The organism is Variovorax gossypii (genome assembly GCF_003965815.1).
Classification (GTDB): domain Bacteria; phylum Pseudomonadota; class Gammaproteobacteria; order Burkholderiales; family Burkholderiaceae_C; genus Variovorax; species Variovorax gossypii.
In genome coordinates, this window is sequence record NZ_RXOE01000004.1 from 149,518 (window position 1) to 161,515 (window position 11,998).

An 11,998-nucleotide genomic window follows, 5' to 3' on the forward strand; every position below is an offset into this window, starting at 1 on the left:
GGCCTTGGCAGGAGGGCTCGGACAGAGGGCCCTGTTGTAGACTGCCGGGTTTTTCGGATCACGCGCATTCGGGCGCTTTCAGGGGGCATGGAGCAAGTTTCAAGGCGCACAGGTTTCAACGGCTCGGCGCTCATTCGCTTGCTCTCAAGGCTTTCCAACGTCGACGCCCGGGAACCCGCGCAACCCACCGCCGACCGGCTGAGCCAGTGGTTCGGCTGGACCGACGCCATCTCGCTGTCCGCCGCGCTCGACGGTGCCCCGGCAACGCCGCAAACCGGCCTCCGCGCCCCCCGCAACAACGAAGAAAGCGAATGCCAGCGCGTCAAGACCGCACTGGCTACTGCCATCGTCGAGGACGACACCTTCGGCGCCGGCAAGGATGCCGCTTCCGACTTCACCCCCTACAAGCGCCGCTACCTGGCCCGGCAACAGGCCATGGAAGCGGGTGCGAGCACCCTGCGCGGCAAGCTACGCGCGGCCATGGCGGCGAAGTCGCCGGCCATGGCCCGGCTCGCATCGGTCGACGTGGTCATGGCCCAGGTGCTCGAAGCGCGCGAATACAGCCTGCTGTCGGCCGTGCCGGGCATCCTCGAGCGGCACTTCGAGCGCCTGCGCAAGGCCGCCGAAGCTCCGCCGGCGGAAGCCGACGCCGAAGCATCCGAGACAGACGACAACCCCCACAGTGTCCAGCCCGCCGACGAGTGGCTGGACGTGTTCCGCAAGGACGCCCAGGACGTGCTGCTCGCCGAACTGGACTTCAGATTTCAACCGGTCGAAGGGCTGCTCGATGCCCTTCGCACCCAGGCCACCAGGACCTCATGACCCGATTCCTCCACTACGCCGTATTTGTCGCTGGCCTTGCCGTCGTGGGCTGGGTGGGCGCCGGATACATCGGCACCAACCCGCTGGCGCTGGCCGTCACGCTGATCATCGGCGCGTTCTACATCATGGGCGCGCTGGAGCTGCACCGCTTCCAGCAGGCCACCGACAGCCTGACGCAGGCCACGACCGACCTCTCGGCCCCGCCCGAGAGCCTCGGCACCTGGCTCGACAGGCTGCATCCCTCGCTGCGCAACGCCGTGCGCCTGCGCATCGAAGGCGAGCGCGTGGGCCTGCCGGGCCCCGCCCTCACGCCGTACCTCGCAGGCTTCCTGGTTCTGCTGGGCATGCTGGGCACCTTCATCGGCATGGTGGTCACGCTCCGGGGCACCGGCCTCGCGCTGGAAAGCTCGACCGACCTGCAGACCATCCGCGATTCGCTCTCCGCACCCGTGAAGGGCCTCGGCCTCGCCTTCGGCACCTCGGTGGCGGGCGTGGCCGCATCGGCCATGCTGGGCCTTGCTTCTGCACTAAGCCGCCGCGAGCGCCTGCAGGCCGGACAACTGCTCGACACGAAGATCGCCACCGTGCTGCGCGTCTTCTCGCAGACGCACCAGCGCGAAGAGTCCTTCAAGCTGCTGCAGCAGCAGGCCCACGCGATGCCCGAGATGATCGGCCAGCTGCAGGCCATGGTGCACGCCATCGAACGGCAGAACCAGTCCCTCAGTGACCGGCTCGCAGCCAGCCAGGACAGCTTCCACAGCAAGGCCGAGGCCGTGTACGGAAACCTCGCTTCCTCCGTCGACCAGTCGCTCAAGCAGAGCCTGACCGAGAGCGCGCGCGTCGCGGGCGCCGCGATCCAGCCCGTGGTCGAAGCCACCATGGCCGGCATCGCGCGCGAAACGGCCGCGCTGCACCAGACCATCTCGAGCACCGTGCAGCAGCAGCTCGACGGCCTCTCCGGCCGCTTCGAGGCCACCACCGACCGCGTGGCCGACACCTGGAAGACCGCGCTCGCCGAACACCAGCACACCAGCGAAGCGCTGTCGAAGGACGTGCGCGGCTCTCACGACCACTTCGCGCAGACCTTCGAGCAGCGTTCCGCCGCGCTGGTGGACAGCGTCTCCGCGCGCCTCGAAAGCACCGTCGGCAACGTGTCGAAGACCTGGGGCGACGCGCTCGCGCAGCACCAGCAGGTCAGCGAGAAGCTGTCGGGCGATGCGCACCAGGCCCTTACCTCCGCCACCGCCGCGTTCGAGCAGCACACCGCATCGCTGCTGCAGACCGTGGACCAGGCGCACGCCAAGCTGCAGACCGAGCTGGCAGCGCGCGACGAACAGCGCCTCTCGGCCTGGACGCAATCGCTCACCGACATGGGCGCCTCGCTCCACCAGCAATGGCAACAGGCCGGCGCGCACAACGCGAGCCAGCAGCAACAGCTGCTCGACACGATGGCGCAGACGGCACGCGACACCATGGCGCAGACCGAGACGCATGCGAAGAGCACCGTCGCGGAGATCGCACGACTGCTGCAGGCCGCGGCCGAGGCACCGCAGGCCGCGTCCGACGCGATGTCGCAGATGGCACAGCGAGATGAGCAGCGCCTCGCGGCCTGGACGCAATCGCTGACCACCATGGCCGCATCGCTGCAGCAGGAATGGCAGCAGGTCAACGCGCACCACGCGGGCCAGCAGCAGCAACTCATCGACGCGATGACGCAGACCGCACGCGACACGATGGCCCAGACCGAAGCACACGCGAAGAGCACGGTCGCCGAGATCGCGCGGCTGCTGCAGGCTGCATCGGAGGCACCGCAAGCTGCTGCCGATGCGATGTCGCAGATGGCATCGCGCGACGAAGAGCGCCTCGCGACCTGGACGCAATCGCTGACCGCCATGGCCGCGTCGCTTCAGCAGGAATGGCAGCAGGTCAACGCGCACCACGCAGGCCAGCAGCAGCAGCTCATCGACACGATGGTGCAGACCGCCCGCGACACGATGGCGCAGACCGAGACGCACGCGAAGAACACCGTTGCCGAGACCTCGCGGCTGCTGCAGGCTGCCGCCGAGGCACCGCAGGCGGCTGCCGACGCGATGTCGCAGATGGCGTCGCGCGACGAACAGCGCCTCGCGGCATGGACGCAATCGCTGGGCGCCATGGCCGCCTCGCTGCAGCAGGAATGGCAGCAGGCCAACGCGCACAACGCGAGCCAGCAGCAGCAGCTCTTCGACACCATGGCCCAGACCGCGCGCGACATGTCGGCGCAGACCGAGGCGCACGCGAAGAGCACCGTCACCGAGATCGCCCAGTTGCTGCAGGCCGCATCGGAAGCGCCACGGGCTGCGGCCGAAGTGGTGACGGAGCTGCGCCAGAAGCTCGCCGACAGCATGGCGCGCGACAACACCATGCTGGAGGAGCGCAGCCGCATCCTCGAAACCCTTTCCACCCTGCTCGACGCGGTGAACCACGCTTCGACCGAACAGCGCGCGGCCATCGACACGCTGGTGTCGGCATCGGCCGAGATGCTGGAGCGCGTCGGCAGCCGCTTCACCGAGAAGGCCGAAGCCGAGTCCGACAAGATGAGCAACGTGGCCGCGCAGATCGCCGGCAGCGCCGTCGAAGTGGCCAGCCTGGGTGAGGCCTTCGGCCTCGCCGTGCAACTCTTCAGCCAGTCGAACGACAAGCTCGCGGCCCACCTGCAGCGCATCGAAGGCGCGCTGGGCAAATCGATCTCGCGCAGCGACGAGCAACTCGCCTACTACGTCGCGCAGGCGCGCGAGGTGATCGACCTGAGCATCATGTCGCAGAAGCAGATCGTCGAAGACATGCAGCAGATCGCCAGCAAGCAAGAGAAGCAACTGCAGGCGCCCGTGGACAGCGAAGCATGATGGGCACCCGCGAAGACATCGAGGCCGGCTTCGACGAGCCCGGCGTGCCGGTGTGGGCCGTGTTCGGCGACCTCATGGCCGGCCTGCTCGGCGCCTTCGTGCTCATCCTCGTGTGTGCGCTCGGCATGCAGATGGAGCTGGCGTCGAAGCTGGAGACCGAAGTCAAGCAGCGACAGGCCGAGGCCAAGCGCCTGCAGACGCTCGAGCAGGCCCTGGCGGCGCCGCTTGCCGCGGGCCGCGTGACGCTGACCAACGGCCGCATCGGCATCAGCGGCAACGTGCTGTTCGCCTTCAACTCGGCCGAGCTGCAGCCCGAGGGCAAGCAGCTGCTCAAGAGCCTGGCCGCGCCGCTGACCACTTATCTCAAGTCGCGCGACGAGATCCTGATGGTGAGCGGCTTCACCGACGACCGGCAGATGCGCGACAACGCACGCCAGTTCGCGGACAACTGGGAGCTGTCGGCACAACGCGCACTGACCGTGACGCGCTCGCTGATCGAGGCCGGCGTGCCGTCGTCGACGATCTTCGCCGCCGCCTTCGGCTCCGAACAGCCCGTGGCGTCGAATACCGATGCGGATGGCCGCTCCAAGAACCGTCGCGTGGAAATGGCGCCCACGCCGCGCCCTTCTTCTTCCAGCGCCAGCGCGAAGCCTCGTGACTGAGCAGGAAGAAGCCACCACTCGCGACACCGGCGCCATGGTCGCCGCGGCGCTCGCGCGTGGCGACCAGCGCTTCGATCCGGTGCGCTTTCGCGTCATCGAGGCGATGGCCCGGCGCGCGGCTGTGCTCGATGGCGAAGTGCGGCGCATCGTCGACGACAAGGTAATCGCGCTGCTTGCAGCGTATGGCGAAGATCAGGAAAAGGCGAAGTCCGCTGAAGCTGCGGAACAGCCGGCTGAGCCCGGGCGCGACGCATTCGCTGAGCTCATCGAGCACATCGCGAAGCATGCGCCGGCTGCCGGCGACGTTCCCGCAACAACGGCAGCAACGGCAGCGAAGACAACGGCAACGGGCAAGGCAATGCCCCGCCCCTCTTCTCGCGCTGCAGCGCCTGCGCCAGCCGCCGAGCTGAAGTCGATTCGCTACTTCAAGAGCACGTGGTCCAAGCTCAGCGCCGACCGGCGGCTGAACCAATCGCGCGCGAAGGTGCCCCAGAACGCCGGCCCACTCAACTCGCACCAGCTCGTGCACCGCTCGCTCACGCTCATGCGCGACATGTCGCCGGAGTACCTCAACCGGTTCATGGCGTATGTCGATGCGTTGTCGTGGGTCGAGCAGCTGAATGGTGGTGCTGCTGCAGCGGCGAATGCTGCGAGCCCGCGTGCCGAGGGCGCGAAGAAGAGCGGTCGCGGCAGCAAATCCGGCTGAGGCCTCTACTCGCTCAGCCGAAGCAGCTCAGGGCCGCCGCGCCTGCACCGTCTGGCGCGACCAATACACGCCATCGAGCCGATCGAGCCGCACAACGCCACCCGTCGAAGGCGCATGCACGAAGCGCCCATTGCCCACGTAGATGCCCGCATGCGAGGGCGTGGAAGAGCCGAAGAGCACGAGATCGCCAGTGCGAAGCTCGGATACAGCCACCGGGCTGCCGAAGGCCGTCATGCGCGCCACCGTGCGAGGCGGCGATTCACCCACGCTGTTGAGGTATACGTAGCCGATGAGCCCGCTGCAATCGAAGCCTCCGTCGGGCGTGTTGCCGCCGTAGCGATACGGCGTGCCCACGAGGCCGAGCGCGTGGATCGCGATGCTGTTCGATTGCTCGGCTGTCAACGTGCTGGTGCCACCGATGACGGGCCCGGGGCCGCCGCCCTGTCGTGGCCCCGAGGGGCTCGCACAGCCGATGAACAGAAGGCATGCCCCTATCGAAAGAAGCCGAAGCAGCCACTGCTGCGATGTGGTCGGGGATGAGGATGTCGGCACAGGCGCGTCGTACATGTCGGATGGCTGGGCTCGTGAACCTGCACGAACTCTAGCGCGGAATGCGACGGTTTCCTGAAGATGCCGGCCCTCCGCGGCCCGCACTGCTGCGCGGGCGCCACGGAGGGATGCGTGGGCAAGAGGCCTGCGCGTGCCTCCTGCACGTTCTTTTGGGTCTCTTTTCTTACTTGCTTACTCTGCGGCGGGCGCGTTGACCGCGTCCTTCAGCGCCTTGCCGGCGGTGAACTTCGGCGCCTTGCTGGCCTTGATGGTCATCTTCTCGCCGGTCGAAGGATTGCGGCCTTCGCGCTCGGGACGGCTGGCCACGGCGAAAGTGCCGAAGCCGATCAGTTGCACCGTGTCGCCCTTGGCCAGCGCGCGCGACAGGTTGTCGATGGCGGAGTCGAGCGCGCGTGCGGCGTCGGCCTTGCTCAGGTTGGTGTCCGTGGCGATGGCGGCGATGAGGTCGGTCTTGTTCAAAACGGGTGTCTTTCTTTGGTCGGACGATGAATGGATTGAAATGAAACAGGTGCGCACGGGGCGCACCGGGCTCGAACTTTAAACGCCCCGTCGAGGAATGAAGACACACACCCGCGTTTCAAAAGTGAAACATCGTGATCGATGCACGTTGTGGATGCACGAAACTCCGGCCCGGACTGGATGAAAAGTACCGACGATGAGGCTGTTCGAACGTTTTCGGGCCTGGCAGGACCACAGGCGCTGGCACCGGCTCGCATGCGAGCGAGCGCTGGCTGAGTTCGCGCTCACGCACGCGGAGCGGACGGTTGGGGCACATGTGTTGCGGCTTGGCGCGCAGGAAGCGGTGGTTCGCGTGATGTACGCCAATGGGCGGATACCGCTTGGGCGCTGCTGGTTTGCGGTGCCGCGTGACGGTGGTGCCGTGCGGGAGTTGTCGTTCGAGGACGTGGCTCTGATGGAGTCGCCCTGGCGGTGAGGCTGAACACCGCATAGCGAATGCAAGAACACGCGGAGCAAGGTCAGTCCGCTGCCGAGGCCTTCCTGTTGCGCCACCGCCGGTACAGCCAATTGCCGATGAATCCGCCGACAACGACGCAAAGCGCCTGCACGAAGACGGCAATCATGAATGCGTCGGAGAGGTCGTATTCGCTGCGTGCCATGTTCATTTCGTACCAATGGCCGATACCCATCAGGCCGAGGTTCGAAACGAATCCGAGCAGTAGTGCACCCGCAGCAATAGAGAAAATTCGAAGAATTGCATTCACGTCATGGAACCGGGCCAAACGGCTCCGACCTCCCTCATTTTTTTGATCTTCTAGCTGTTCAGCGCTCGAAGCACCTTGATCGCGAGCGCTCCACGCCCCGCTCCGATTCCACGATTGCGCAGATTCGTGTTTTCGGCTTCGGTCACGTCTCGCCAAGTTTCCACTGACTCAATGATCTTGTGAGTCTCGTCGGTGTCGACTGCGAAGTCCACGAATCTCTCATCTTGCGTAAGCAGCAAACCGAACAGCCTTGGCATTCCAGGGAAATCGATGTCCAAACCAATGACGATAGATCTCTCCCACTCAACGCCTCGCTCGAGACCACTGACCCTGAGTGCTTCGGGAAGAGGGTTCTGCCTCCAATGGATGGCTTCTCGCTGGATCGACTCTTCGACCAACGCGTTCTGTTGTTGCACGCTCAGCTTGCGACGGTGTGGCAATGGCATATGTCAGAAGGCTGCGACTGCAGCCTCACGTTTCGTTGTGGAAAAGCTCAAAGGCCAAAGACCAGCAGCAAGTTGTTGGCAGGCATCGAATGCCGCTCCCGCAGCACAAGCCCCACCCGCTGCGCCTGTGCAGCCACATCTGCAAGCCGCCGTATGCCCCACGCAGAATTGCGCGCACGCAAGTCTTCGTCGAACGCCAGATTGCTCGGTGCCGTCGGCACGTCGTCTTCGAAATAAGGCCCGTAGGTAACGAGCACCCCGCCGGCACGCAGATGCCGGGCCGCCCCTTGCATCAGCCCAATGCACGCGGCCCAGGGCGCGATGTGGAGCATGTTCGCGCAGTAGATCGCGTCGAACTTCTCTTCCCCATCAACGAAGGAGAAGCCCTGCGAAGGCCATTGAGGCGCCGTGACGTCGAGCAGTACCGGCGGCCGGAGATTGGGCAATGCGGCTTGCGCGATTCGAGTTGCGATGCCGGGCAGCGCGCGGGCATCCGCGTCGGTGGGCTGCCAGGTCCATTTGCTCAAGGCCGTGGCGAACCAGACGGCATGCTGGCCCGTGCCGGATGCGATCTCCAGCATGGCGCCCTGCTCACCGAGGATGCCGGCGAGTGCGTCGAGGATCGGCTGCTTGTTGCGGTCGGCGGCGGGGCTGTGGGGAAGACTGGACATTTGAATTCGAAGAAGAGCGGCTGGGCGAGATCGGGAACTGCAGTTTGTACCCGCTGTCAGCTCCACGGTCGACGTTGCAGGGCTGGCTAGGCCACACCCGTGCGGCCTGCACCCCTACCCCGCCGCCACGATCACATGCGCCTGGATCTTGCCGGCCACCGGCCCTTCGCCATGACGGCTCGCAATCGCCCGTGCCGCGCGGTCCGTGGCCAACTGGAGCGCGTTGGCGTCGCGCGACTCGATCTCGTTGCGCAGCGGCGTTCCCTGGCAATAGGCGGTGGCGACCTCGCGCGCCGAGGGTGAGCGGCTGAGCTTCTCGCGCGTGTCGATCTGGATGCTGGTGAAGCCTGCGCGGCGCAGGTCCTCGCGGATCAGCGCGACGTCGTGATAGCCGTGCGGCGTGCGTGCCAGGAAGCGCGGAGGGTCTTGCGGGAACAGCTCGGCCATGGCGTTGGTGACCTCGTCGGCAAAGGCGTTCTCCTCGATGCGGTCCCACACGTTGAAAACGAAGTGCCCGCCCGGCCTCAGCACGCGGCGCGCCTCGGCATAGCCGGCGGTGCGGTCGGGGAAGAACATCGCGCCGAACTGGCAGCAGACGACATCGAACGAAGCATCTTCGAACGGCAGCTTGAGTGCATCCGCCTGCCGCCATTCGATGTTGATGCTGCCGGTGCTGCTGCCGCCGTTGCCATCGGCGCCGCCGCCCTGTCGGGTGGCGGCGTAGTCGAGCATGGGCTGGTTGAGGTCGGTCACCACGTAGCGCGCGCCGGCGCCGAGCCTGGGCGCAAGCGCCCGCGTGACCACGCCGCTGCCGGCCGCCGTTTCGAGCACCGCGCCGGGCGAAGAGGCCGCGACCAGCTCCGCCATGTCGAGGGCATAGGCCTCGAAGATCAGGGGGACCATGAGCGTGTCGTAGAACTTCGGGATCGAACCCGCGAATACCTTGTCGGTTTCGGGCATGGGGTGTCTCCTTGAAGGCTTGTTCGGAGCAAGTGCCCTTGGGTGCCCTGTTGGGGTTACCTAGTCCGGGGTTGGCTGGGTGGCTGCAACAGGTGCGCGGGCTGATCGGGCATCGGCCGCGTTGTGCGATGGTGGCCCTGTCTGCAGGCCTCGTCAACGTCGTGACGTGGAGTGGCCTAGCGCGAAGGCCCGTCGAAGAAGAAGCGGGTCGTGGCCATCATCCGCACGTTCTTCGTCGAGTTGACCGATGGCGTGTGAAGCACGCGCATGTCCATCAGGAAGACGTCGCCTGCGCGGCCGGACATCTCGATGATTTCGATGCCCAGTTGATCGAGATTGCGCTTCAGGTCGCCGGGGGTCTTCAGCACTTCGCGCAGTCGGGAAGATGTGGGCATGCCCTGGGTGTCGACGCGATGCGAGCCGGCAAGTGCCAGCGTCGCGCCGCCTCCGGGGGCTACGTCGTCGATGAGGAAGAAGGCCTGTATTCCGGGGAGCGGGCCTTTGGGGTTTGCGGCGATGTCGACGTGCCAGTTCAGGTTTTCGAGTGTCGAGGCGCCTTGGTTGAGTGGGGACAGGAGTAGTTGTGTTTCTTGAACGCTGGATGGGGCGCGGCCACCTAGACGAGTGATGTAGTCGATCAGTTCGGCATTGGCCAGCGTTTCATGCAGGCCCGGAACCTTGACGAGCGCGGACAGCTTTCCGATCTGTTGAAAGACAGGGAGCTTTTGCAGAGAGCTCGCCGAACCTTGTCCTCCTCGCTGTGAACTCAGCCGCTTGAACTCATCGAGCAACTTTCCCCTGATGCCGGCAACCGCCTTCTTTGAATGGAAGCCTTCCAGTCGCTGGTGTCCGCTGTCAATGAAAAAACTTTTCTGAAATTGGTTCATAGCTATTCCTGCGGCAGCAGGCGAAGAGTGGACATGAGGCCGCTGAATCAAGCGTACTGCGCTGCCGCACACGGTGACTAGGCCTAAATTCGCGGTCAAGCAGCAGTCACCAGGCCCGTTCTACCGCATGGCGGCTTCAGACTGAATGCTGTCGGTCGCAGAAGTTGCCGTGAGCGACAGCTAACAACAGCAGCCGACTTTGGGCAATGCTGGAATCACTACCGCAGTAGCCGCTCATCCGGACCTGGATAGCATCGGGCCGACTGATCGAGTCCACGCCCGAATCAAGCCGGTTCAACCGTACCAGACCGGTGGAGTGGCTGAAGTCTTTATGCAAGATCGCCAAGTTGCCGCAGGGCGCGAAGGCATTTCACTCAAAATGAGGGGGCCGTAAATGAGGAACGTATCATGAGCTCCAGTGATAGCCCAAAGGTCTTTGTCTCATACGCTTGGTCAAGTCCTGACCATGAGCAGTGGGTTTTGGATTTTTGCCAACGCCTTGTAGAGGCCAGCGTCGACATCATTCTTGACAAATGGGACTTAAGGGAAGGGCAAAACTCCTACCAGTTCATGGAGCGAATTGTTAATGACTCTGCAATCAGGAAAGTCATCATCATTTCGGATCGCATCTATGCTGAAAAGTCCAATGACCGCCGCGGCGGAGCGGGGACCGAAGCCCAGATCATCTCCCCCAAGCTTTATTCTGGAAAAGACGAAGGTCGCTTCGCGCTTGTCGTCAGAGAGCGCTCCGAAAGTGGCGAGCCGTTCGTGCCGACTTACTACCATGGGCGAATATTCATCGACATGAGCACTGATGAGCTAGCTGACAGCAACCTGGAGCAATTGCTGCGCTGGATCTTCGACAAGCCCCTGCATCAGCGACCACCTTTGGGGACAAGGCCGTCATTCTTGACCGATGAGCCTGAAGTCGGTCTTGGCACCGAGTTCACCGCGAGTCAGTTTCGTCGCGCGGCCAGGGGCGGCAGCGCGAACTCCGCAAACTTGTTTCGAGAGTACTTGGAGTGCTTTTGCCGCAATCTTGACCGCTTTGCCATCTTAGATCCTCGTGCGACAAACAGTCTGGTCGTGAAGCAATTTGAAGCTCTCAGGCAAGCAAAGGATGAGTTTGTGAGGGTTGTCTTAGACGCCGTCGATCACGAGTCCGTTTCGCGACAGAAGCTGTCAATGCATCTTGTCCGTTTCTTTGACGATCTTTTGGCACGGTGCTACCCGGCGAAGAGAGACCGAGAGTCAACCGACCACTTCAAGCTGCTAGCTCACGAGCTTTTCGTGTCCGTCGTAGGCATAGCTATCTGGCGCGAAGAATTCGAACTGGCGAAGAGTCTTCTGGCCGCGCCCTACTTCGGCGCGATCAAGAATGGGTACCGCGGCGGCCAACGCGATTCTTACGCCGTGTTTTGGCAGGGCGATGATCGCCTCAAAGAGCTCAGAACGCCTGAAGGTTCCGAATATCACACCCCCTTCGGGCAGACGCTCCAGGAGCGAACCTCATCAGGAGTGTTGCCTCGAGACCAGTTTCTGCAGGCGGATCTGCTGATCCATCTTCGTGCTGAACTCGCAAACGGCGATGACCGCTGGTACCCACTGACATGGATCTATATGAGTCACCACCGAGCGCTCGAAGTCTTCATCCGTGCTCAGTCAGAGCAATTTTTCGGACAGTTGAAAGAGGTTCTCGGCATCGAATCGCTGGATCCGATTCGGGAACTCGTAACAAGCAACGGTCCAATGGGATACCGACGGATTCGGCTCGGCTCCAACGTGCTGAGCTATGCTGCCTTGATGCTTCCAGATGCAATAGCTACCCGTCGCTGAACTGGAGGTTCGGCTGGACCGAGCGCCGCGACCGACCGCATCGGGCACTCGGCCATCCAGCGCACAAGGAAGAATCTGACCGGATCTTGCCGGCTCATGCCTTCCAGCACACCAATCGCTTCGCGCTGCGTTATCCCGAGAAGCCGGCAAAGACTGGGAGCCGTCTTTCGCACGGATGGGATACGCAGCTAGCTTCGACCCAAAGCTGTCTCTGAGTCCAGCAAAACGGAGGACTGAAGCTGGACAGCCGTTCACTTGAACTGCTGACATTATGGGCCTGCCCTTTAGGGCAGTGCCGCCCATGCACTCCTGCAAGGGCGGAATGATGCG

General features: G+C 64.0%; 13 protein-coding genes. 6 read left to right on the top strand and 7 right to left on the bottom strand.

Features of this window, described 5'->3' with window-relative positions:
* The first annotated feature begins 87 nt into the window (after positions 1-87).
* The 4 genes from EJP69_RS17485 to EJP69_RS17500 are packed head-to-tail and all read left to right on the top strand — an operon-like array spanning position 88 to position 5,075.
* Entirely contained in the window at positions 88-822 is a 735-nt protein-coding gene (locus EJP69_RS17485; RefSeq protein ID WP_126471748.1) for a DUF3348 domain-containing protein, read from the top strand.
* The gene (locus EJP69_RS17490) at positions 819-3,707 is read left to right on the top strand and encodes a DUF802 domain-containing protein (protein WP_126471750.1); all 2,889 of its coding nucleotides are present in this window, start codon (positions 819-821) and stop codon (positions 3,705-3,707) included. Before EJP69_RS17485 ends, EJP69_RS17490 begins: the two co-directional genes overlap by 4 nt.
* Entirely contained in the window at positions 3,704-4,369 is a 666-nt protein-coding gene (locus EJP69_RS17495; RefSeq protein ID WP_126471752.1) for an OmpA family protein, read from the top strand. Before EJP69_RS17490 ends, EJP69_RS17495 begins: the two co-directional genes overlap by 4 nt.
* A gap of 34 nt (positions 4,370-4,403) precedes the next feature.
* Positions 4,404-5,075: a DUF2894 domain-containing protein gene (locus tag EJP69_RS17500; protein WP_240652186.1), complete on the top strand. Its 672-nt coding sequence runs from the start codon at positions 4,404-4,406 to the stop codon at positions 5,073-5,075.
* A gap of 27 nt (positions 5,076-5,102) precedes the next feature.
* On the opposite strand, the gene EJP69_RS17505 is transcribed toward EJP69_RS17500, so the two are convergent.
* Positions 5,103-5,642, bottom strand: coding sequence for a C40 family peptidase (locus EJP69_RS17505; RefSeq protein WP_126471754.1), 540 nt, complete (start codon positions 5,640-5,642; stop codon positions 5,103-5,105).
* A gap of 174 nt (positions 5,643-5,816) precedes the next feature.
* Positions 5,817-6,104, bottom strand: coding sequence for an HU family DNA-binding protein (locus EJP69_RS17510; protein ID WP_125946996.1), 288 nt, complete (start codon positions 6,102-6,104; stop codon positions 5,817-5,819).
* 196 nt (positions 6,105-6,300) lie between these two features.
* On the opposite strand from EJP69_RS17510, the gene EJP69_RS17515 reads away from it, so the two are divergent.
* On the top strand, positions 6,301-6,579 hold the full coding sequence (locus EJP69_RS17515; RefSeq protein ID WP_126471756.1) for a hypothetical protein: 279 nt from the start codon (positions 6,301-6,303) through the stop codon (positions 6,577-6,579).
* Positions 6,580-6,622: 43 nt separating this feature from the next.
* Here the strand turns inward: EJP69_RS17515 and EJP69_RS17520 are convergent, their stop codons facing one another.
* The 5 genes from EJP69_RS17520 to EJP69_RS17540 form a co-directional block, all read right to left on the bottom strand.
* Complete coding sequence (locus tag EJP69_RS17520) at positions 6,623-6,868, bottom strand: hypothetical protein (RefSeq protein ID WP_126471758.1); 246 nt, start codon at positions 6,866-6,868, stop codon at positions 6,623-6,625.
* A 50-nt stretch (positions 6,869-6,918) separates the two neighbouring features.
* Entirely contained in the window at positions 6,919-7,284 is a 366-nt protein-coding gene (locus tag EJP69_RS17525; RefSeq protein WP_126471760.1) for a hypothetical protein, read from the bottom strand.
* A gap of 77 nt (positions 7,285-7,361) precedes the next feature.
* Complete coding sequence (locus EJP69_RS17530; protein ID WP_126471762.1) at positions 7,362-7,985, bottom strand: DUF938 domain-containing protein; 624 nt, start codon at positions 7,983-7,985, stop codon at positions 7,362-7,364.
* 114 nt (positions 7,986-8,099) lie between these two features.
* Positions 8,100-8,945 (bottom strand): class I SAM-dependent methyltransferase, encoded by an 846-nt coding sequence (locus EJP69_RS17535; protein ID WP_126471764.1) that lies wholly within the window; start codon positions 8,943-8,945, stop codon positions 8,100-8,102.
* A gap of 176 nt (positions 8,946-9,121) precedes the next feature.
* Positions 9,122-9,832 carry a phytanoyl-CoA dioxygenase family protein gene (locus tag EJP69_RS17540; RefSeq protein ID WP_126471766.1) on the bottom strand — a complete coding sequence of 237 codons (711 nt, stop codon included), beginning with the start codon at positions 9,830-9,832 and terminating at the stop codon, positions 9,122-9,124.
* A 408-nt stretch (positions 9,833-10,240) separates the two neighbouring features.
* Between EJP69_RS17540 and EJP69_RS17545 the strand changes: the two genes are divergently transcribed.
* Positions 10,241-11,668 (top strand): SEFIR domain-containing protein, encoded by a 1,428-nt coding sequence (locus EJP69_RS17545; RefSeq protein WP_126471768.1) that lies wholly within the window; start codon positions 10,241-10,243, stop codon positions 11,666-11,668.
* The last annotated feature ends 330 nt before the right edge of the window (positions 11,669-11,998 follow it).

What these genes read in the sequence shown, in the direction of transcription:
- EJP69_RS17500 (WP_240652186.1), top strand. Translation starts at nt 4,404, where the DNA reads ATGGTCGCCGCGGCGCTCGCGCGTGGCGACCAGCGCTTCGATCCGGTG.
- EJP69_RS17545 (WP_126471768.1), top strand. Translation starts at nt 10,241, where the DNA reads ATGAGCTCCAGTGATAGCCCAAAGGTCTTTGTCTCATACGCTTGGTCA.
- EJP69_RS17505 (WP_126471754.1), bottom strand. Translation starts at nt 5,642, where the DNA reads ATGTACGACGCGCCTGTGCCGACATCCTCATCCCCGACCACATCGCAG.
- EJP69_RS17535 (WP_126471764.1), bottom strand. Translation starts at nt 8,945, where the DNA reads ATGCCCGAAACCGACAAGGTATTCGCGGGTTCGATCCCGAAGTTCTAC.
- EJP69_RS17540 (WP_126471766.1), bottom strand. Translation starts at nt 9,832, where the DNA reads ATGAACCAATTTCAGAAAAGTTTTTTCATTGACAGCGGACACCAGCGA.
- EJP69_RS17485 (WP_126471748.1), top strand. Translation starts at nt 88, where the DNA reads ATGGAGCAAGTTTCAAGGCGCACAGGTTTCAACGGCTCGGCGCTCATT.
- EJP69_RS17530 (WP_126471762.1), bottom strand. Translation starts at nt 7,985, where the DNA reads ATGTCCAGTCTTCCCCACAGCCCCGCCGCCGACCGCAACAAGCAGCCG.
- EJP69_RS17515 (WP_126471756.1), top strand. Translation starts at nt 6,301, where the DNA reads ATGAGGCTGTTCGAACGTTTTCGGGCCTGGCAGGACCACAGGCGCTGG.
- EJP69_RS17490 (WP_126471750.1), top strand. Translation starts at nt 819, where the DNA reads ATGACCCGATTCCTCCACTACGCCGTATTTGTCGCTGGCCTTGCCGTC.
- EJP69_RS17495 (WP_126471752.1), top strand. Translation starts at nt 3,704, where the DNA reads ATGATGGGCACCCGCGAAGACATCGAGGCCGGCTTCGACGAGCCCGGC.